A 19065-nucleotide genomic window follows, 5' to 3' on the forward strand; every position below is an offset into this window, starting at 1 on the left:
AAGTACATAAATTAGATGTTAAGTGAAATTACTAAAGTCTTATTCATGGAGGCAAGTACATATGTTCATTTCAAAAGATCAACAAACAAAAATTAAACAGCTCAATCAAATCCTTGGAATGAAGCATCGAAGTACCCCATTCGATTTCAATAAAAAAGAAGATTGGATAGAAGCCATTGAAATGATTACCGCAGAGTATGTAGACTTTTGCGAATACTGGGGGAGATTATCCGATTTGAATTCGAGTTTAGATGAAAGTATTGAGTATTTTTACCCTGCTAGTTGGATAGAAATATCTCAGGAAGGCAGAGTAGGAGATAGTAAATTAAATAACGCAATAAAATCAGTAAATAAAGCTGAAGATGCCTTACGAGTTTTATTGGATAGAGCAGAAGAGAAGTGTAGAAAGATTTGGATTTTAGTTTTTGAAAGTGAACAAAAAGCAGTCATAAAAGAATTATTAGGAGAAGAAATAACATGTAGTACACAGGAATTGGAAGGGATTTTTGAAAAAGAAATTTTTGAAATAGCAGCAGAGATAAAGTACACAGGAAATGTTCAAAATTCTACAAGAGAGTTCTCAAAGAATTTAAAACAAAGAATCGAATTGAAGAAATTAAAGCAGTAACTTCACTTAACATAATATTCACGCTGCGGGCATACGCCCTGGGTCCGGCATTCGCCAGACACTCGATATGCGTCGAGTCGTGAATACGGGATCGTTATAAGAAATCGACAAACCATTGAACTGAAAATTTAAATAAAAGAAGGAATATTACTTTGTTTATCGAATTGAATTGAAAAGACATCATTAATTCGACAGGGGATAATATGTTTATGATTGATGTAGGGTTAATAAAAAGAACGCTAGAGTATGAAGCACAACTTATAGAAGATGAAGGGAACTATGTAAAAGCAAGAGTGCGTAAGAATAGATCTGATCTTGCAACAAAAACTCATCTTTCTGACCATTATACTTTTGAAGTCCGATTATTCACATTAGATAAATTAAAGCAAGCTAATTGTGCTACGATCAAATTAAATGATCTGCTTGAAATACATACCGAAATAAATGATATCTATAATGAAAATTTTCATGACGAAAATTGCAAAAAACTAGTTTTACGATTTGTAAATTTATTAAGCGAAGTAGAAGAGTTTTTATAGAAAGGAGTAGCATTATGATTTCAATGATAGTAATTGCTGATAAACTTTCTGATTCATCAATTAAATCCATGCAAAACTATTTTTCGATTAGTTTTAAAGAACTCTCAAAAGATACTTATTATGCAATTAATTCTGATAATAAACTTAAGTTGATTTATCACAATGATTTTTTTAAAATTGAAATTTATGAGACAGCCCAAAATCCATCTTCTTCAGAACAAAAAAATTTAGTTTCACAGTTTATAAACAAAGAATTTAAGGAAGAAATTAAGGGGATTTATTTTGATGATGGTATATCAATACCAAATGACCTAAGTAATCTCCTAAGTGAAGAACGTAAGGCTCTTATTGTAAGTTGATAACTACATATTTGGAGGGAATATTTTGATTACAAAAAACTCGTTATCTTTATCTGATATTATGGAACTTTTAAATGATACTCCTATTAAATATAGTGAAGTAACAATACAAGATGAAAAAGTAATTCAAGTAAATCTAATCAGACAAAGAGATGAAAACGAAGATCCATACATTGCAGAAGTAAACATAGTTATCCAAGAAAAACCTAAACACTTATTCATTTACTGTCACAATATATATGATATAAAACACGAGATTAATATTTCAGGTATTTTGCGAGAACTCTCAATAGTAAATTTGGAAAGAGTTATATATGGAAATATGGGGTTTGACGAAAGTGATAATTCTATTACTTATACAAACTCTGTGTCTCTTGCTGGGAGAGAATCTCTATTTGTTGAGGAGCTACTAGATTATATACTTTATGCTGGTTTTATTTGCGACAAAATTAGTTTGTATTTAATGCAACATGAAGAAAATTTGTGTAAATGAAAGATAATTTTTCTGATAAATATCAACCTATACAATGGTTTATTGTGACTCTGTCATTTGTGGTTAGTGTTATTGTTATATCTACTAAAGATCAAAGCTCTTTGCCTTTTTTAAATTATGTGAATTTGTTTTCATTAATAGCCACTTTGATTATGTTAACTTTGGTTTTATATAAAGTCACTTTATCGACGACAGATATATTAGTTACAGATCGAAAAAAACATGCTAAACATTTCTATATTATTTTTTGGATTCTTGTAGTTATTTTATTACCAAGTTTAATTTTATATTCATATTTCAACTCAATTTCTGATAAAGTAAATAACGTTCTTGGTATTATGGCACTTGCATTAGCCCTATCTACAGATGCAATATCAGAAAAAATATTAGAAATAAAATTAAAAGAAGATAAGAAAAAGTACAAGTCCATGTATTGAATAGGGCTATACTTATAAAAAGCCATATTATATGGCTTTTTAATTTGGATATTTTTGAAAAGATAACATCGGTCGACACCTTATAACATAATATTCAAGCTGCGTCTCCGATGGAGCCTTGGTCTGCGGGAAGAATTTCAAGGAGGCATTTCAGCAGACAACCCCTTCGGGGTTCACGAATACAGGAACGTTATAAGAAAGTCAGATAAATTTAAATAAAAGGATTGGGAACGTATGAATTTATTAGTAATGGACGGCGAAGAGTACGATCTCATTTGGGAAACAGTAAATAAGCTACAAATAATATTTCATCCTAGAATCTCACAAGATGGAATAATAAATTATGAACAGTTTTCAGAACTAAAAAGGAATACTCAAGTAGTGCTATTGCTAGATAGAAATCTTTTGAGTGGTTTACTAAACTTAGCTCGTAATGGATCATTGAAAGAGAAAAAGGAAATGCAACTAATTGGGCTTATTATGACATGGATCAGTATGAATAATGTTTCTGCAAATGCAGGACTGGCTTTGTTGGAATACGGAACAAATATCAAAAGTAATATTGAACCTAAAAAAGAGCTTAAAGAGTTTAATAACATTTTTGAATTTTATCCGGTTATGATTTGGCTACGTTTATCCCAAGGAAGATTGAATGAAATCCCAATTTGTCCTTTGCCTGCAGATCCGTTTATGACAAGCAGTAATTATAATGAGGAAGATGATCATTTACTTATGCACTTTGCGACGATGATTCATACAGTATATCTACATCGGCGACAAGAACTTTCGCCAGTAGAGAAGATGATTGAATTTCTTGAATGGAACTATAAAAACTTACGGATTTCTGAAAATACTTTAACTTATGTAGCAATGCTATTCACAAATCAAGAGGGAATTAGAGCTCCCAAAAACTCAGGTAGTAGCGATATTCACAAGATATTAAATGGCTGTAAAAACCAAGCGTGGGATTTGAATTATTTATCTAACTGGAGTTGTTATCATTATGCTGAAGATTCACTTGATCAAGTATTTATGTTTGCGACTCACGATACTCAGCTAAAAAGGATTTTCATTAATACTTATAACAATGGTGGAGTAGTAGCATTAATTCAAGCAGTATATCCAAAAAAGGATTTTCTGAAAATACTTGAAGTCATTCACAATAATTCTGGAACAAATAGAGTGAAAGTAGATTTTGGAAAGAGTCCAAAAAGTTATTTTCGCTGTTTGATTGATAATGAAATCAATATATTAAAAAATCATTGTTTAAACGATTGATATAACATGGGAGTATTTCAAGAAGATCTGACCTTCTTATAACATAATATTCAAGCTGTGTCTCCTTGCGGAGTCTTGGTCTGCTGGGAGGATTTCGAAGCGGCAATTCGGCAGACAACCCCTTTGGGGTTCATGAATACGGGAACGTTATCGGAAATTCATGTGAAGTAATTAAATATTATTTGGAGGGCTCAAAATGAAAGAAACAGTTATACCTGAACATAAATTAGGTTTGTTTTACGTGTCGGGGTCTATTGAAGAAAGCGATCTTTTATTGATAAGCTCTGATTTGAAAGAGAATGGAATTCAATTTATAGCGTTAGATAAAAGTGGGCAAATTAATGCTTCGATTGATGAATTTTCTAATGTTTTTTCATTTTTAGTTAGTTCTCCATTAGCTATGGGATTGGTTTCAGGTATTATTGCTAGTGCAACATGGGATAGCATAAAAATCGTAATATTACGGACTTTTAAAAGAGTGAAAAACAAAAAATATAACAAGATAACGAAAAATGGCGTGGAAGAGAAGCAAATAACATTTGGGTTTGAAGTGAAAATCAATGATGATCATTACAACTTTAAATTTAATGGAATATCATCGGATGAAGCAATGCGCGAAGCTCTAGATAATATTATGTCTTTGCTACGGAGCAAACAATCGCTATCCAGTGAAACAAACCAGTTGTCAGGATCTGGTTTACCTAATTATATTGCAACTTATGACGAGGTATCGAAAATATGGATCGTCAGAGATACCAATAAAATCATATTAGAAAAAATAGAGAACTCCAAGTAATTAAGCTAATTCGAAGAGGACAGGAACATCCGATAACATAGTATTCAAGCGGCGGCTCCTTACGGAGCCTTGGTCTGTTGGATGAATTTCAGGGAAGCGGACTCAGCAGACAACCCCTTCGGGGTTTATGAATACAGGAACGTTATACGACAGAATCAAGAACAACAGAAAAGAGGATCGTATGATCCTCTAAATGCTAGAGTTTTGCAATTCACTGAAGAGTTGTAGAGCGTCTTTGAAACCTTGTATGTAGATACTTCTTTCTAAGATGGATTGAAGAGAAATTTGAGCGTCTTCGTAAAGAAAAACCGTATGTTGAAGTGGATCGGGCAAAGCATCACGAAGTGTTCTAAAGTATTGATCTGCCTCCGAAGAAAGCTGATTGTATTCCGTATGACATTCCAGTAGCTCAGTATAAAGTAATTCTAGACGTATTCTTATAAGCGGTTCTGTTAGTGAATCTAATGTATTAATCATATAATATTCCTCCTTTGATTAACTCTATAGAGTTATTATATAACCTCATAAAGTTAAATACAAGGTGAATATTTGACTTTATAGAGTTAAAACTTCGCTTTTCATTGATGATTACTAATGTGAACGATAAGATAGAACTATGGAGGGGAAAAAATGAACGTAATCAAGTGTAATATACGAGAACTCATGGCAGAACATCGAATAGATGATATAACAGAATTGATGGTGAGATCGGGCTTAAGTCGGAACTCAATCAACAAGTTATATAGGGAAACGAATATAGAAACAACAAAGCTGGAAACTTTATTCAAGCTATGCGATACATTTAACTGCAAATTATCAGATTTAATTGAATACGTACCTGAGAAAGATAATAATTTTGAATTTAAGAATTAAATTTCCTGAAAAATAATATTCATGCTCCGGCTCTAAAGGAGTTGGGGCCGTTGCACGTATTGGAAAGTTATTCAGCAGAAAAGTCTACAGTATCTAAAGAAATATTATAAGAAATTGTTTGTGAGGGGGCTTGGAAATCATTCAAGAATGTGAATTTGATATTAATGATGATTATTTGGAATTTTATTCGTGCTTTTTGGGTGATGAAGAGCAGGCTCTATTTCTGATAAAAAGGTGCTATAAAGTCACTGAGGTTGATGTTAGGCCAAGAAGAATAGTTAATAATATAGCAAGGCTAATAACACTTGCAGATGATCAAATGAAAATCAGAGGCGGAAGATATGGTATTCAGATATTTTTTTGGATGGTATGCGTAGAAGCCATTTACAATATATCTAAGCCATTAAACCCCAAAAAGGATAAGATTACTACTATAAGAAAGTTCTTTAATGAATCTATTTTAAGAGAAGATCAGTTATTTATTTTGGATCATATTACTCGTTCAATTGTTGATTATCGATGGAATTATACAAAGCATTTACATATGAATATTATTGCGAATATCTTTTATTTTGTCCGAAATGATTTTGTTCATGAAGGCTCTTACTCCAATTTCCACTTTAAAAGCGAGGGTTCTAGCACAACAATAATGAATTCAATTGTTTTGAAGGAATTTAAAGACGATGTATTTGAAGAAAGAATATATGATGTAACCGTTACTTACAGTCAAATGAGGGACATAATTATAAGAGGTTGCATTAATTTTCTTAACAAGCATTTAGAATCATTTAAATAATTGATTGGAAATAAATCTACTTTAACACCACACTTTATGGCAACCTTTGAGAAGTATTAAAAGCGTCCGAAATTTCCTGATAGGTTCAATTTTGTGGAGAAGTTTGGGTGAAAAGATTAAGAAGGAGTGATTAAAATCTATACCCCATTTAGAAATAACATAAGTGATCCAAATAAATATTTATATCATTACACAACTTCAAATACTGCACTTCAATACATTCTTGCAAACGCCGAATTGCGGTTTAGCCCATTGAATAATACGAATGATCCTAAAGAATCAAAAGATTGGGAGTTCAATTACAGACTCGATTCCAATAATCGAGATGCAGATTTTTCGCCAATAGCTGATTTATTTAAAGATAAACTGCAACAACACTGTAAAGTTGTTTGCTTTACTAGAGATGATCCAAAGAAATTTAAAACAGGGCATTCTTTGATTATACACAGAGGATACTGTCGCCCTAGAATGTGGGCTCAGTATGCAGAAAACCATACTGGTATTTGCTTGGTTTTTGATAAACAAAAACTGAATGATTCGATTTTAAGTCAATTAAACTTTTTGGGAGATATTTATCAAGGCTCTATTAAATATAAGGACTTTGTCGGACAATCTGATGCTTTTTCGTTGGATTGCAGCAAAATTCTTAAACTTGGCGCACAAGAATTTTTTAACTATCATACTAGAAAATACTTGAAACCTTTGATCTTTGAGAAACAAGTAGATTGGAAATCAGAACTAGAATATAGATGGGCGCTTATAAGCGCATCGATAACTTATGAATACTTCTCTATTGAAGAAGCTATCTGTGGTGTGGTTTTGGGAGAAGACTTCCCTGAAGATAGTATTTCTGATGTTTTAAAATTCACAAAACTCTATCGAATACCTGTAGTTCAGCTAGAATGGCGTAACGGATACCCTGCTCCCACAACCCTTGAAGGATTTACAATGGAGTCGAAAACCTTCGCCTAATATCATATACAGAGTATTGCTTGCATTTCTATATCTGAGAAAGTTAAGCGAGGGCAGACTCAAGAAGCGATTCCGTCGTATAACATAATATTCAAGCAGCGGCTCTTAGAAGAGCCTTGGTCTGCTGGATGAATTTTGTAGAAGCGTTTCAGCAGACACATCCGACTTCGTCGGACGTCTTGAATAAAGGAACGTTATAAGAAAGTCGGACAAAAGGAAATAAGGAGAATCTAAACAAATGACAATTATTAGTATCGAGGGAGCAAGTGCTGCGGGGAAAACTACAACATCTGCGACGCTTGCAAATCAAAATGGATCATTTCATATTCCTGAGGTAGCAGCATGGTGGGAAAAGCCAGAATTAGTTTATCCAGAATGGTTTTTTGAGAGGCAGGTAGACCGATGGAAGATTGCGACCGAGAAAGAAAAAGATGGTTTAGTGATTATTGATATCGATTTATATCAGCCGTTTTGGTACAATTGGGCTTTTGATTTTACGTTATTTGATGGGCAGTCATTAGAATTTGTTGAAAATTTTTATAGACCACTATTGAATCAAAGGAAGCTGGGGTTTCCTGACAAATATTTTATTCTACACACACAGGAAACTAATCTGAGACAAAGGAAATCAAATGATGAGACTAGATTGAGAAGAGGATTTGAACAGAATTTAAGATTTATTGAGCCACAAAAGAGATATTTTCAAGCACTAGATAATTTTTGTCCAGGATTAGTTTGTTTTATTGAGTCAGATGAAATTGAGACCAACGTAAGAAAGATAAAAAGTGAATTACCAAATTGTAAGAGTACTCATAGACATTCGATAGAGTTGTTTGATTTTATGGTTTATTGGTTGAGGGAGAATAAAGCATCTTTGTGCGAGTAAACTCAAAGAAGGCCCGACCATCTTATAACAATATATTCAAGCAGCGGCTCCTTACGGAACCTTGGTCTGCGGGAAGGATTTCGGAGAGGAATTTCGCCAGACAACCCTTTGGGGTTCATGAATACGGGAACGTTATATGATAGAAAGGAATAATACAAAAAAGCAGATAAGAACACTTGTACGGAGATGTAAACACAGGTAAAATATAGATACAATTGAATCTTGGGTGGGCATGGTTTCCCTTCGAAAGGGGGTGAGACCATGGAAGTAAAAGATGCTATGACTCTGATGTTACTATTCGGGACATTTATTCTTGCACTTTTAACTTACATTAATAATAACAACAAGAGAAAGTAAAAAACCCACCCAATGGTTGACCGCCGAAGGTGGGTTTTATTCCGATGACTTAAGAAGGGATAGACCATCCAAGCCAGTTGTACTGACCAAGTGTTGACGCACTTGGTCTTTATTTAAGAATATGATAACACATGAGAAAAGATGAATCAAAGAAAAAAAGATAAGTGAAGTGCAAAGTAGATTAGTAAGCAATCTCGAAGAGGCTTTTCCATCATATAACATAATACTCAAGTAGCGGCTCCTTCGGAGCCTGGGTCTGCGGGAAGGATTCCGAAGATGTATTTCAGCAGCAACCTCTGTGGGGTTCGTGAATACAGAAACGTTATCTGAAACATCCGTGATAGGTTAAGTACAAGGAGCGAAATGTGATGAAATATTTTGAAGAAGCAAAACATATATGGATTAATTACGTTCCTAAACAAGGTCAATCTAGAACAGTCCAAGGAGAATTGATTAGATCAGTAGAGAAGTTAAGAGACGAAGCTCAAAGAAATGGAAATACTAATTGGGATGAAGGATTTGAGATGTTTTGTGACTTTCTTGAATCCAAATTAATCGACACAGACGTGTTTGAAGAAGTATCAATTCAATCAATACGAAGAGATATAAATAGACTAAGGGATTTTGAAGATCCATATTTAAAAGATGATTTATATGACAGAATTACAGATCAAATAATTGAATGGCAATTTAAATATCCTGACCCCATCGATAAACCTAACGATCCTAGACAATACAGGTGAAATCAATGTAAGTATATTAAGAAGACGGATGCATTAGATAACAATATGTTCACGCATTGGGCCAATCGGTCCTCTGTCCGGGCAGAGGCATATCGGGGAATTGAAGCAGCCGGACAACCCTGCACTGGCTAAGTCCGTCGGACCCACGCTAGCGCGCTTAAGCCAGTGAGGGTTCATGAATACAGGAACGTTATCTGAAATAGACTGTGAAAGGAAATATATATGATAACAATCTCATGTACTAAGAAGCTATTTGATTCTAGCTCTTTTATTGAAGAACAGGACAATGAATTAGAGGAAGAACTCTACAAATGGCATGCCAATGTATTTCGAATGGCTAGAAAGAATAACTTGATTATTATGAATAATAAGACAAGGTATTGCTTTATTTTGTTTGGAGTAAGGAAGGAGCACTATAAGAACTTTAAAGAGATATTTCTCAATGCACTTATAGAGAACTTAAAGGCGGAAGGAGTCTCTGAACGCTTAATTAACAACTACATTAGTAATGCGAACAGTATGAAGTTCATCAAGACGTATGATAGAAGCGTCCTGGGATCAATGACAGATATGGTTAAAATGACTGAATTCATGATTGAAGATTATCTACCAATACAAGAAATGAATATCATCGAATTGAATAAAATAAATAACGGCACTCCATTAGTTAAGCTGAAAAAATTCCCGAACCAATTTATGAGGGAGGCTCTTAGTATCTGAGCCTACAGTTTTACTCCGTCTAACATAATATTCACGCTGCGGCTCCTCTGGAGCCTTGGTCTGCTGGACGAATTTGTGGAAGCATTTCAGCAGACAACCCCGTTGGGGTTCATGGATACAAGAACGTTATCCGAAATTCATGCAGGGTATTTTAAAAACTAAGAAGACAATATTTGAGTTAGGGGCGGGAGTAGCTATGACGAGATTCACATTAGATGCTGCAATGGAGTACGCTGCAAATGATGATATAGAAACATGGATTCATCTTTTTTTAAATGGCGAAGGAAACAATGTTGGCTTATCAGAAGGACTAAAAATGAAAAGACGATTTTGGTTAGGGCCAATTGAAATTGATATTAGTTATTTAGATAGAGCACTTGGTCCCGAATTAAACATGGAATATGTAGAAGATGAAGATTGGTGGAATTATAACATTAATCAAATCACTAATCGTATAGAAAGTGGATGGGACATGTCCCCATTAATTGCTGAAAATAGAGAAGGCTCTCTAAGTGTGAGGGATGGTAATCATCGACTTGGCGCTCTTCAAAAGTCAAATAAAGAAAAGTGTTATGTAATTATTTGGGATGATAGAAGTGTGGGAAATATATTAAAAGTTATAGAAAAGAAATCTAACAAGTAGTATTTGTAAGCTATTCACGAAGGCATGAACATCGGATAACAATATATTCGCGCTTCGTGGCCTTCGCCACTCGGTCCTGCAGAGGTTTTTCGAAGAAGAGGAAGCAGCTGGACACATTCATTTCCCTGAGATAAGAGCTATTTAAGGGGAATGGATGTCGTGAATATCAGAACGTTATCAGAAATTGCCAGTAAATATTAAAGATAATATTTAAGGAGATAATTTATGAAAGGTAATATACTCTTCTTATTTTTTATAACGATAGTGTTTTCATCTTGTCAAAATATTAGTCAGTCTACTACCTTGAACAGCGAAACTAAATCAATAATGAAATCTGAAATGCCTCCTGATGTAATTAGTACAGGTAATGGAACAGAATTGAATGAAATAGCTGAAGGTCAATCAAATCCTTCTTATAAAGAATCGTTATCTATGAGCATTGGTAACTATGATCTGACTGGAGAATTTTATGATGAAATGCTTCGAAATCCTATAGATCATGATTATGAAGTGGAATTTAATGAATTTCAAAACTCCAAAGAGATTATTACAACCTTGAGATGGGGGGCGTTGGAAAGCAAATATACAGAGATTTGGGATAAAGAGTTGAATCAAATATATAAAAAGGTTCTTTCTAAGTTGGATAGAGAACCAAGAGAAGCATTAATGGAATCGCAGAAAGAATGGTTACAGTATCACTTAAGGGAAACAAAATTTGTAGAGAAGACATTTATTAATGATGGTTACCTTGGATCACAAGGATCGGTAAGCCTAGGCGCGGTTATACGGGAGAGAATTAGGGAAAGAACAATGCAATTATTTGAATATCGATATTTGCTAGATGGTGAAGTTGAGTTTGTATACCAAAGTAAAAAATAGAGTTGGAATCATGAATAAAGGTTTTTAGGTGATGCTTCGAAGACAGTAACGGCGCACAATAAAGGACTGAAAAAAACCATGACTTACAATCAATTAAGAGACCTAATAAATGTTGATTTAGTTGATTATAAAGAAGCTCCGGGTACAAGGCTTATTCTACGTTTTAGAATTCATAGAGAAACAAATGAACAGCCTTATTTAGGTCTGGTTAATATCAAGGGAAGTTCAACAATAGTTCAAGATAATGATAGATTTCCGATAATCGAAGTGGAATTTGAATCTTATATTGGATTCTCTATTAGAAATGAAAGTTATACAATGTGGGATCAATACGAGGAATTTGAAGGAGAGATATTTAGAATTTTCAAAAAATCAAGATATTTAGACTTTATAAAGTTGTCTACTTTTGCAACAGAGGATTACCCAGGACCTTATAGACATTATGGAATAGCAGGATTAAATCACATTGTTGATATTGTAACTATAGAAGAGCCTGAAATTAGAATTTAATTTGTAAGAAGACGCAAGAAGTCACCAGCATCCAATAACATAATATTCACGCTGCGGGCATACGCCGGACACCCGCCATGCGTCGGTTCGTGAAAGCGGGAACGTTAGGTTAAATCCTGTCGGACATACAAATTGAGGAGAATTTCAAGATGGAAAGAACAAATGTTAAAGTTGAGTTCAGTATATTCGGAGATCAATTTGACCCCAATAAGATTACAAACACACTATTAATTACTCCTACAAGAACTTGGCTTAAAGGGGATCTTATACGAAGAGATCTAGTTCATAAAGAAACGTGTTGGGAAATAGCCACAGACTACGAAGAGTCTTTGGATATCAATGATCAAATTGATAAGGTTAAAGCCTTGCTTCAGGATCAAAAAGATCAAGTTGTAAAGTTAATTAAACGGAACAATCTTCAATGTAAGTTCGAAGTTGTGATTAATATTGAGAACAATCTAAAGCCTGCCATGTATTTAAACAAAGACATCATAAAGTTCGTTTATGATTTAGGGGCAGAGATCGATTTTGACTTATACATTTATAGCTGAGACCTGATGAGAGGAGATTCAAATAAGATAATCTAACAAAATATTCATGCTGCGGACATACGCCCTTGGTCCGGCATTCGCCGGGCATTTGGCAACCCTAAAGTCGTGAATTCAAGAAGATTAGACAAAAGGACGAAGTGTATAAAAAGAAATAATGCGAAAATTCATTATCACAACAATTTTCACATTATCTATGAGGAGGGAACTCTATTATGTGGGGGATGTTATCAACGGTGTTTAGTATCATAAGTTTAATAGCATCAATAACAGCATTGTATTTTCTTAATGGAAAAATCAAAGTAGACAGTGTTCAGAGAATAAAAAAAGTGAAGTTTTATATATATATTTTGATTGTAGTCAACGGGATTAGTCTATTTTTCAAACTAATTTAAGTTAATAAAGATCTAGGGGATTGAAAGTAACTCAAGACCCCTATGTATAAGACAGCATTCACGCATCGTCGCCAGCTTCTCGGTCACGGATAAGAAGTTGCAGAGAAGTGGATTCACATTCCAACCTTGCAAGGCTAAGTCTGCGATCCGTTTCACATTCGCTTCAACTAAGCCTTTCGGGTTCGTTGATGCAAGAAAGTTATACTAAATTTCAAAAAGTGCGGAGGAGCATATGAAAGAAGACAAACATTCAAGCAGTCTTCAGAACTATAAAGATTTTATTGATGGATTAGTCAAAATTCGGCCTGGAGTATTATCAAGATGGGTATTAACCTCTGGGTGGCCAAAGACAGAAGAAAATATAAATGTTAATGAATTCATTGGTTCGCTGTCTGAAGAACAAAAACAATTACTGGCACAAATCATTCAACAATCACGAGATGGTGGTATACATGACGTTTTGGTCTACCTAAATGATGAAATAAACCTGAATGGAATGAAATTGATGAAAAATGACATTGAAATAGCAAAGGAACCTTTTGATTCTGAGATGTATTTCGACTGGGTGTGTAGAAGAGAAGGAGATCCGTGGCCGGATTCGGAGAAGTAGTGAAGGATTATATAAGATAACATTCTAGATGCGTCTCCTTCAGAGCCTTGGTCTGCGAGGTGAATTACGATTGTCAGCAGACAATCCCTATGGGGTTCATGATCACAGGAACTTTAGGCGACCCAAAAGTTATTGTATGCGAATCTAGGAAGGGGAGAGATGAAATGATATTGAATTTGGAAGTAGCAGATATTTTAGAAAAATCTGAAATTAATTATATGGTTGATCGAATGACTGCAATCAGAGAGCGAGAAGGAAATCCTGAGGGAATTGAAATTAAACAATTCGGAAAGAGCACAGCGTTTTATAGTAAAACTATGCCATGGGGTCTTTTTAATAATGTAAAGGGAATGATTTCTGAAGATGTCATTGACGATATCTTAGACTTTTATAATCAGAGGGAAAGGAATTTTGAGATTCAAATCATCCCAGGTAAGATAAATCAAGAAGTCTTGAAAAAACTCCACAATAAAGGCTTTTATCAATCAGGATTTCATACAACGCTTTTTTGTGAACCTGGGAATCTAAATTCGTGTGATCATCATAAACTGGAAATTCGTGAATTGCTCGAAGATGAGTTCGATACATATGCAGAGATTCATTGTTTAGGCACAGGATTATCCCTTGATGGGAAAGAACACGTAGCTGCAAATAATCGAGTACTGTTTTCTCGTCCTGGAATGGCACTATTATTTGGGGTTGGATCAGGGGGATCCAGTTGCAGTAGCTGTAATGTATATAGAGGACAAGGTTGCTTCATTAACATTTGCGACAACACTACCGAAATATCGAAATAAAGGATTTCAAACCAATTTATTACTTAGACGAATTCATGATGCCTACAAAAATTGTGATCTCGTTGTTAGTCAGTGCTCATATGGCTCGCAAAGTCATCGAAACATGGAAAGAGTAGGTATGAGAATTGGATATACGCGGGCAACATGGACAAGGAATTAATTGTGAGGGAATTAGACTGGCATCAGTTATAGTATTCAATCTGCGTCTCCTTCAGAGCCTTGGTCTGCGGACAGATTTCGAGTAGGCATTTCGTCAGATACCCCTTTTGGGGTTCAGGAATAAAAAAGTGTTATGCTAAACCAATAAAAGAAATGAAACAAAACAAGGTGGATTATCATGTCAATTGCTGCAATCATCATAAAGCCTGAAGATAAACGATTTTATGTACCGGTGTCCACAGAAGCGTTTTTCGAAAGATGTTGGATTCCTGGAATAAAAGAGTTGGAATTAGAGATCACTTCCTATTTTTATTCTCCAGGTATTGATGTGGATGAAAATCAATTTCCTGAACTAACGAGTGAATTAATTGTATTAAAGGAATGGGCAAAGAGAAATCTAACTGAAAATGAATCCAGTCATTTAATTAGTAGAGTCGACAAACTATTAGAAGAGATGACTGTTGCATTTCAAGAGGAAGAAGTAATTATATATATCGGATGATTGTTGAATACAAATGGAACATAATTTTGAGTTTAATCCATGATGAAGTTAGCACCACATAACATGAAATTCACGCACTGGACCTTCCGTTCCTCGGTCCGTTTGGAGCTTTCCGGGAATTGTGAAAACCAATTGAAAGGTGGCGATACCAATGATTCGATCAATTATTTTTGATCTCGATGGGACATTGTTGGATCGTAACTCTTCTCTGTATCAATTCGTTGTCGATCAATATGAACGGGTGATTAAGGGAGCAAGGAATATAGATATGGAAAGGTATGTAAGCCGATTTATTGAACTGGATAATCGCGGGTATGTATGGAAGGACAAAGTCTATAAGGAATTAATAAAGGAATTTGATCTGCCACTCGAATGGAATGACTTATTAGATGATTATAAACGTGGATTTTGTAAGCATGCTATATCATTTCCAAACACATTGGAAACGCTCGAAAAGCTCAAAGCACAAGGCCTCAAACTTGGGATGATTACCAATGGATTTGGTGACTTTCAATCAAGTAATATTCACGCGTTAGGGATAAAGAAGTATTTTGATGTAATACTGATCTCTGAGATAGAAGGTCTTAGAAAACCCGACCCAGCTATATTTCTTAGAGCAGCTGATTTGATGAGTGTTCAACCTGAGGAATGTGTTTACGTTGGAGATCATCCCATTAATGATATTACTGCTAGTAAATATGTTGGTATGAAGGGAATCTGGAAGGAAGACACATTTTATACAGATCAATTTGAATATGATGGTCTTGTAAGGGATTTGCAAGATATCGAAAAGATAATTGAACAATGGAATCTTGCAAGTAATTCAATGGATCAGCGTTAGAGCATAAAGACAAAAATTCTTTAGTAAGCGGGTGAAGACTGTGAACATCGATTTTATTATTCTCCATGGTTCGCCTGGGAACGGAAAGACAACATTGTGTCAAAGGTTACATGAACATTTTAGGACTCCATATTTTGAATTTGGTTGGATTCCAGAATTTCGCTCTCTAGCACCTTCAGTTCAAATTACTCAAAAAGAAGAAGAACAATTAGCGTTTGAGAATTTGATGTTGGTCGTAAAAAACTATAATCGTCATGGGTTTAAAAATATTATTATTACAGATCTTAATGATATTAGAATGTTGGATATTCCTAAAGAATTTGAGGGGTATAACTATATTATTTTGACACTTTGTAGTGATCAAGATGAAGTGATTAAATATAGAATCCTAAATAGAGATAACGGGAACAGTTACACGGATTGGGAAACTTCTATAAAAATGAACTCTCTCATTAGGGGAAGGAACAAACTCCCGAATGAATATAGAATAATAAATTCAAGTAGTGATGTAGAAACTACATTTCAAGAAATATTGAAAGTGTTGGAAAACCATGCTCCATCGAGAACTAATGAAATGGATGTGAAAGAAGATGATTTTTGTAGCTATATTGACCATTGAAAGAATTTGAATCGGCCAGACATATCCGCACCGACTACTCAACAAGCGTAATAGACACATAGCGGTGATTTAAGTCGGTGCGTCATGAATACAACAATGTTATCCGAAAGAATCGCAGATACTATAATGAAGGAGGGGGTACGTATGTTCTTTTTACAGATGTCAGGATTCCCTGGGTCAGGTAAGTCAACATTAGCAAGGGAGATTAGCCGAACAACAGGAGCTGTCATAGTTGATCATGACATTTCCAAAACTGCAATTATGAAATCGTTATCATCACAAGGCTATGAGATAGAACGTAAAATAATAGGACAATTATCTTATGATGTAGATTGGTCATTAGTGGATTATTATTTATCGAATGGACATAGCGTGATCATGGACAGCCCTTGTTTGTATAGTAATTTATTAGAAACCGGAGTTGAATTAGCGAAAAAACACGGGAAGAGTTATAAGTATGTGGAATGTTATACAGAAGACATAGAATTAATTCAAAATCGATTGAAAAATCGAGAAAGACTCTTGAGTCAAATTGAAGCACCATCATCTGATGAGGCATTTTATAGAACCATAAAAAACAGTAAAAAACCAGAAGAGGAGAAGTATATAGTAGTAGATTCATCAAAACCGATCGCAGAGTATTTGCCAAAAGTGTTAGAATATATAAATGAATGAGAACAAAGTACAGATAATAGCCTTCGGGTTCGTTAAAGACTACAAAAGGAGAAAACGTTGATGATTACAATACATAAAGTTGAATACGAGCAAAAATCTATTTTACGGAATATTCTTGAATTATATAAATATGATTTTAGTGAGTTTGATCCTGATGATGATTTAAACCCCAATGGGCTTTATGAGTACAAGTACTTAGATCATTATTGGACAGAAGACGGAAGATATCCATTTTTCATTAAAGTAGATGATAAATTGGCTGGTTTTGCTCTTGTAAGAGATATTGGGACAAATGAATCAGATCAAACTGTATACTGGATGGCAGAGTTTTTTGTTATGAAGAAATATAGAAGAATGAAAGTCGGGCAGTTTGTTGCCTATGAATTATTTGATAACTTCAATGGTCATTGGAAAGTTGCCCAAATGGAAGCAAATACGCCAGCTCAGGCATTTTGGAGAAAGACAATTGAAAGATATACCAATGGAAACTACTTGGAAATAAGAGATGATACTTGGGAAGGGCCGATTCAAACATTTTCGTCAGCAACTCGAAAGAGGGAGAAAGCATGAATATAAACGAAACGATTCTTTTTATAGACAAAGAACTGACTCAAACTTTGGGTGACTATCAAGGCTGGTTTGACTTAAATGCTGAAGCACTTACTTTTAGGCCTGAGATAGGATGGAGTATTGAACAAATATTAGAGCATGTCACGTTAACCAATCACTTTTTATTGATCTTAATTCGAAAAGGAAGACGAAAAGCGATTGAATTATCTCAAAAGAAAGATTTGGAATCATTATTAGAATCTTATCAAATCAATCTAAACGAGCTCGACGCCATAGCTGAACATAATTCATTTCCTTGGATTAGACCAGAACATATGGAGCCTAAGGGAGATCAAGAACTAGTACAAGTAAAAACTTTGCTAGATAATCAAATTCAGGAATGTAAAGAAATCTTGCAAGAGATGAAAAACGGAGAAGGAATACTTTATAAAACAACCATGACGGTAAATAATTTAGGTAAGATTGATGTGTATCAATATATTTATTTTTTATGTCAGCATGTAAAACGGCACCTTGTACAACTACAAAAAGTAATGGATGAGTATAACTGTTTCATTAAAGCCGATTAACATCAGATAAAATGAAATTCATGCTGTAGGTATGAGCCCGGGGTCTGACAGTCGCTGGACACCCGACATGAGTCGGGGCCGGGAAAGCATAAGATTAGGAAGGATGCGAGTCATTATAACAGATTTCAATGATAATCAATTAACTGATTTTTTCCAACAACTCGAAAGTATTAAACAGACTTATAATGATTTATCCTCTTCTTGCTTACAAAAAATTAAAAATGCCATGGATTATAGAGATTTTATAAATAAGAGTAAGTAGTGGAAGAAAACAAATTAATCTTTTTATTATTTTATGTGAATTGGAGGGGGATGGATGGAAAAAAAGAGGAATAGAAAATGGGTATTTTTATTTATTTTCGTGAGTATTATAGCGCTTGTGCTTGGAGTGAATAATGTTTTTTTATACAAGCAGATCGATGAATTAAAGAAAGATGCAGTACAAAATTTGACGACTGAATACGATGAAATCTATCGTTTATCTAAAATAATAGACGAATACTATATTAAAAATGATTTCCGAGAAGCTAATATGTATCGATTATTAGTCAATCGAACAACTCACAATTTTTCAACTCTTCTATCCAAAGACTTAAAAAATCTTCTGACACTTGCTTATGATCCGTTGTTTGCTGATTTATCATTCGAACAAGATACTTTAAATAAAGAAGAAGCTTCAGAATTAATATCCGAGATGAATAACGCCGTCATGCTTATCACTAAAAATATAGTTAATATGAAAGATGACGAAAAAGAAAAACTGTTAGATCAAACTTCACCGGAATTTATAAAAGTAAATACTCAAATCAAAAATATGTATGCTGAATATATAAAGCGAGTAGATGATTATTTTAGAAATAACAAATAAACT

Annotated in this window: 28 protein-coding genes; 27 read left to right on the plus strand and 1 reads right to left on the minus strand. The window is 34.3% G+C overall.

Annotated features, from left to right (window positions below):
- Positions 1-61 precede the first annotated feature (61 nt).
- From AC1VYS_RS07590 to AC1VYS_RS07620, 7 genes are all read left to right on the plus strand, one after another.
- Positions 62-628, plus strand: a complete 567-nt coding sequence (locus tag AC1VYS_RS07590) for a hypothetical protein (protein ID WP_482913697.1) — start codon at positions 62-64, stop codon at positions 626-628.
- Between the two features lie 209 nt (positions 629-837).
- The gene (locus AC1VYS_RS07595) at positions 838-1167 is read left to right on the plus strand and encodes a hypothetical protein (protein WP_482913698.1); all 330 of its coding nucleotides are present in this window, start codon (positions 838-840) and stop codon (positions 1165-1167) included.
- Between the two features lie 14 nt (positions 1168-1181).
- Entirely contained in the window at positions 1182-1526 is a 345-nt protein-coding gene (locus AC1VYS_RS07600) for a hypothetical protein (protein WP_482913699.1), read from the plus strand.
- A gap of 25 nt (positions 1527-1551) precedes the next feature.
- Positions 1552-2019, plus strand: coding sequence for a hypothetical protein (locus AC1VYS_RS07605; protein WP_482913700.1), 468 nt, complete (start codon positions 1552-1554; stop codon positions 2017-2019).
- Entirely contained in the window at positions 2016-2456 is a 441-nt protein-coding gene (locus tag AC1VYS_RS07610; protein ID WP_482913701.1) for a hypothetical protein, read from the plus strand. The genes AC1VYS_RS07605 and AC1VYS_RS07610 overlap by 4 nt, the downstream gene beginning before the upstream one ends.
- 234 nt (positions 2457-2690) lie before the next feature.
- Positions 2691-3734: a hypothetical protein gene (locus AC1VYS_RS07615; protein WP_482913702.1), complete on the plus strand. Its 1044-nt coding sequence runs from the start codon at positions 2691-2693 to the stop codon at positions 3732-3734.
- Positions 3735-3930: 196 nt separating this feature from the next.
- Entirely contained in the window at positions 3931-4530 is a 600-nt protein-coding gene (locus AC1VYS_RS07620; protein ID WP_090921008.1) for a hypothetical protein, read from the plus strand.
- Positions 4531-4719: 189 nt separating this feature from the next.
- On the opposite strand, the gene AC1VYS_RS07625 is transcribed toward AC1VYS_RS07620, so the two are convergent.
- Positions 4720-5007 carry a hypothetical protein gene (locus tag AC1VYS_RS07625; protein WP_482913703.1) on the minus strand — a complete coding sequence of 96 codons (288 nt, stop codon included), beginning with the start codon at positions 5005-5007 and terminating at the stop codon, positions 4720-4722.
- Between the two features lie 153 nt (positions 5008-5160).
- Here AC1VYS_RS07625 and AC1VYS_RS07630 point away from each other — a divergent pair, with 153 nt between their 5' ends.
- From AC1VYS_RS07630 to AC1VYS_RS07725, 20 genes are all read left to right on the plus strand, one after another.
- The gene (locus AC1VYS_RS07630; RefSeq protein ID WP_482913704.1) at positions 5161-5403 is read left to right on the plus strand and encodes a helix-turn-helix domain-containing protein; all 243 of its coding nucleotides are present in this window, start codon (positions 5161-5163) and stop codon (positions 5401-5403) included.
- A 130-nt stretch (positions 5404-5533) separates the two neighbouring features.
- The gene (locus AC1VYS_RS07635) at positions 5534-6199 is read left to right on the plus strand and encodes a hypothetical protein (RefSeq protein ID WP_482913705.1); all 666 of its coding nucleotides are present in this window, start codon (positions 5534-5536) and stop codon (positions 6197-6199) included.
- Between the two features lie 126 nt (positions 6200-6325).
- A complete protein-coding gene (locus AC1VYS_RS07640) occupies positions 6326-7171 on the plus strand; it encodes a DUF2971 domain-containing protein (protein WP_482913706.1) in 846 nt (281 codons plus the stop codon).
- A 238-nt stretch (positions 7172-7409) separates the two neighbouring features.
- Positions 7410-8057 (plus strand): ATP-binding protein, encoded by a 648-nt coding sequence (locus AC1VYS_RS07645; RefSeq protein WP_482913707.1) that lies wholly within the window; start codon positions 7410-7412, stop codon positions 8055-8057.
- 261 nt (positions 8058-8318) lie between these two features.
- On the plus strand, positions 8319-8414 hold the full coding sequence (gene comI / locus AC1VYS_RS07650; RefSeq protein ID WP_482913708.1) for a competence inhibitor ComI: 96 nt from the start codon (positions 8319-8321) through the stop codon (positions 8412-8414).
- A gap of 368 nt (positions 8415-8782) precedes the next feature.
- On the plus strand, positions 8783-9157 hold the full coding sequence (locus tag AC1VYS_RS07655; RefSeq protein ID WP_482913709.1) for a hypothetical protein: 375 nt from the start codon (positions 8783-8785) through the stop codon (positions 9155-9157).
- A gap of 222 nt (positions 9158-9379) precedes the next feature.
- The gene (locus tag AC1VYS_RS07660) at positions 9380-9877 is read left to right on the plus strand and encodes a DUF6933 domain-containing protein (RefSeq protein WP_482913710.1); all 498 of its coding nucleotides are present in this window, start codon (positions 9380-9382) and stop codon (positions 9875-9877) included.
- A 139-nt stretch (positions 9878-10016) separates the two neighbouring features.
- On the plus strand, positions 10017-10520 hold the full coding sequence (locus AC1VYS_RS07665) for a hypothetical protein (protein ID WP_482913711.1): 504 nt from the start codon (positions 10017-10019) through the stop codon (positions 10518-10520).
- A 225-nt stretch (positions 10521-10745) separates the two neighbouring features.
- Positions 10746-11399 (plus strand): lysozyme inhibitor LprI family protein, encoded by a 654-nt coding sequence (locus tag AC1VYS_RS07670; RefSeq protein WP_482913712.1) that lies wholly within the window; start codon positions 10746-10748, stop codon positions 11397-11399.
- Between the two features lie 78 nt (positions 11400-11477).
- Positions 11478-11909, plus strand: a complete 432-nt coding sequence (locus tag AC1VYS_RS07675; RefSeq protein ID WP_482913713.1) for a hypothetical protein — start codon at positions 11478-11480, stop codon at positions 11907-11909.
- A 149-nt stretch (positions 11910-12058) separates the two neighbouring features.
- Entirely contained in the window at positions 12059-12460 is a 402-nt protein-coding gene (locus AC1VYS_RS07680; protein WP_482913714.1) for a DUF4279 domain-containing protein, read from the plus strand.
- Between the two features lie 624 nt (positions 12461-13084).
- On the plus strand, positions 13085-13462 hold the full coding sequence (locus AC1VYS_RS07685; RefSeq protein ID WP_482913715.1) for a DUF6547 family protein: 378 nt from the start codon (positions 13085-13087) through the stop codon (positions 13460-13462).
- Positions 13463-13626: 164 nt separating this feature from the next.
- The gene (locus tag AC1VYS_RS07690; RefSeq protein WP_482934496.1) at positions 13627-14259 is read left to right on the plus strand and encodes a GNAT family N-acetyltransferase; all 633 of its coding nucleotides are present in this window, start codon (positions 13627-13629) and stop codon (positions 14257-14259) included.
- A 337-nt stretch (positions 14260-14596) separates the two neighbouring features.
- A complete protein-coding gene (locus tag AC1VYS_RS07695; protein ID WP_482913717.1) occupies positions 14597-14920 on the plus strand; it encodes a hypothetical protein in 324 nt (107 codons plus the stop codon).
- A gap of 151 nt (positions 14921-15071) precedes the next feature.
- Positions 15072-15761, plus strand: a complete 690-nt coding sequence (locus AC1VYS_RS07700; protein ID WP_482913718.1) for an HAD family hydrolase — start codon at positions 15072-15074, stop codon at positions 15759-15761.
- A 40-nt stretch (positions 15762-15801) separates the two neighbouring features.
- On the plus strand, positions 15802-16380 hold the full coding sequence (locus AC1VYS_RS07705; protein WP_482913719.1) for a hypothetical protein: 579 nt from the start codon (positions 15802-15804) through the stop codon (positions 16378-16380).
- Between the two features lie 96 nt (positions 16381-16476).
- The gene (locus tag AC1VYS_RS07710; RefSeq protein WP_482914943.1) at positions 16477-17055 is read left to right on the plus strand and encodes a P-loop nucleotide/nucleoside kinase family protein; all 579 of its coding nucleotides are present in this window, start codon (positions 16477-16479) and stop codon (positions 17053-17055) included.
- 60 nt (positions 17056-17115) lie between these two features.
- Positions 17116-17625: a GNAT family N-acetyltransferase gene (locus tag AC1VYS_RS07715; RefSeq protein WP_482913720.1), complete on the plus strand. Its 510-nt coding sequence runs from the start codon at positions 17116-17118 to the stop codon at positions 17623-17625.
- The gene (locus tag AC1VYS_RS07720) at positions 17622-18194 is read left to right on the plus strand and encodes a DinB family protein (protein ID WP_482913721.1); all 573 of its coding nucleotides are present in this window, start codon (positions 17622-17624) and stop codon (positions 18192-18194) included. Before AC1VYS_RS07715 ends, AC1VYS_RS07720 begins: the two co-directional genes overlap by 4 nt.
- Positions 18195-18510: 316 nt before the next feature.
- Entirely contained in the window at positions 18511-19062 is a 552-nt protein-coding gene (locus AC1VYS_RS07725) for a hypothetical protein (RefSeq protein ID WP_482913722.1), read from the plus strand.
- Positions 19063-19065: the final 3 nt, after the last annotated feature.

This window comes from Paenibacillus sp. G34, assembly GCF_056856875.1.

Excerpts from the sequence above, each read along its gene's own strand:
- AC1VYS_RS07590 (WP_482913697.1), top strand. The coding sequence starts at position 62 with ATGTTCATTTCAAAAGATCAACAAACAAAAATTAAACAGCTCAATCAA.
- AC1VYS_RS07595 (WP_482913698.1), top strand. The coding sequence starts at position 838 with ATGATTGATGTAGGGTTAATAAAAAGAACGCTAGAGTATGAAGCACAA.
- AC1VYS_RS07600 (WP_482913699.1), top strand. The coding sequence starts at position 1,182 with ATGATTTCAATGATAGTAATTGCTGATAAACTTTCTGATTCATCAATT.
- AC1VYS_RS07610 (WP_482913701.1), top strand. The coding sequence starts at position 2,016 with ATGAAAGATAATTTTTCTGATAAATATCAACCTATACAATGGTTTATT.
- AC1VYS_RS07615 (WP_482913702.1), top strand. The coding sequence starts at position 2,691 with ATGAATTTATTAGTAATGGACGGCGAAGAGTACGATCTCATTTGGGAA.
- AC1VYS_RS07620 (WP_090921008.1), top strand. The coding sequence starts at position 3,931 with ATGAAAGAAACAGTTATACCTGAACATAAATTAGGTTTGTTTTACGTG.
- AC1VYS_RS07625 (WP_482913703.1), bottom strand. The coding sequence starts at position 5,007 with ATGATTAATACATTAGATTCACTAACAGAACCGCTTATAAGAATACGT.
- AC1VYS_RS07630 (WP_482913704.1), top strand. The coding sequence starts at position 5,161 with ATGAACGTAATCAAGTGTAATATACGAGAACTCATGGCAGAACATCGA.
- AC1VYS_RS07645 (WP_482913707.1), top strand. The coding sequence starts at position 7,410 with ATGACAATTATTAGTATCGAGGGAGCAAGTGCTGCGGGGAAAACTACA.
- comI (WP_482913708.1), top strand. The coding sequence starts at position 8,319 with ATGGAAGTAAAAGATGCTATGACTCTGATGTTACTATTCGGGACATTT.
- AC1VYS_RS07655 (WP_482913709.1), top strand. The coding sequence starts at position 8,783 with ATGAAATATTTTGAAGAAGCAAAACATATATGGATTAATTACGTTCCT.
- AC1VYS_RS07660 (WP_482913710.1), top strand. The coding sequence starts at position 9,380 with ATGATAACAATCTCATGTACTAAGAAGCTATTTGATTCTAGCTCTTTT.
- AC1VYS_RS07665 (WP_482913711.1), top strand. The coding sequence starts at position 10,017 with ATGCAGGGTATTTTAAAAACTAAGAAGACAATATTTGAGTTAGGGGCG.
- AC1VYS_RS07670 (WP_482913712.1), top strand. The coding sequence starts at position 10,746 with ATGAAAGGTAATATACTCTTCTTATTTTTTATAACGATAGTGTTTTCA.
- AC1VYS_RS07675 (WP_482913713.1), top strand. The coding sequence starts at position 11,478 with ATGACTTACAATCAATTAAGAGACCTAATAAATGTTGATTTAGTTGAT.
- AC1VYS_RS07680 (WP_482913714.1), top strand. The coding sequence starts at position 12,059 with ATGGAAAGAACAAATGTTAAAGTTGAGTTCAGTATATTCGGAGATCAA.
- AC1VYS_RS07685 (WP_482913715.1), top strand. The coding sequence starts at position 13,085 with ATGAAAGAAGACAAACATTCAAGCAGTCTTCAGAACTATAAAGATTTT.
- AC1VYS_RS07690 (WP_482934496.1), top strand. The coding sequence starts at position 13,627 with ATGATATTGAATTTGGAAGTAGCAGATATTTTAGAAAAATCTGAAATT.
- AC1VYS_RS07695 (WP_482913717.1), top strand. The coding sequence starts at position 14,597 with ATGTCAATTGCTGCAATCATCATAAAGCCTGAAGATAAACGATTTTAT.
- AC1VYS_RS07700 (WP_482913718.1), top strand. The coding sequence starts at position 15,072 with ATGATTCGATCAATTATTTTTGATCTCGATGGGACATTGTTGGATCGT.
- AC1VYS_RS07710 (WP_482914943.1), top strand. The coding sequence starts at position 16,477 with ATGTTATCCGAAAGAATCGCAGATACTATAATGAAGGAGGGGGTACGT.
- AC1VYS_RS07715 (WP_482913720.1), top strand. The coding sequence starts at position 17,116 with ATGATTACAATACATAAAGTTGAATACGAGCAAAAATCTATTTTACGG.
- AC1VYS_RS07720 (WP_482913721.1), top strand. The coding sequence starts at position 17,622 with ATGAATATAAACGAAACGATTCTTTTTATAGACAAAGAACTGACTCAA.
- AC1VYS_RS07725 (WP_482913722.1), top strand. The coding sequence starts at position 18,511 with ATGGAAAAAAAGAGGAATAGAAAATGGGTATTTTTATTTATTTTCGTG.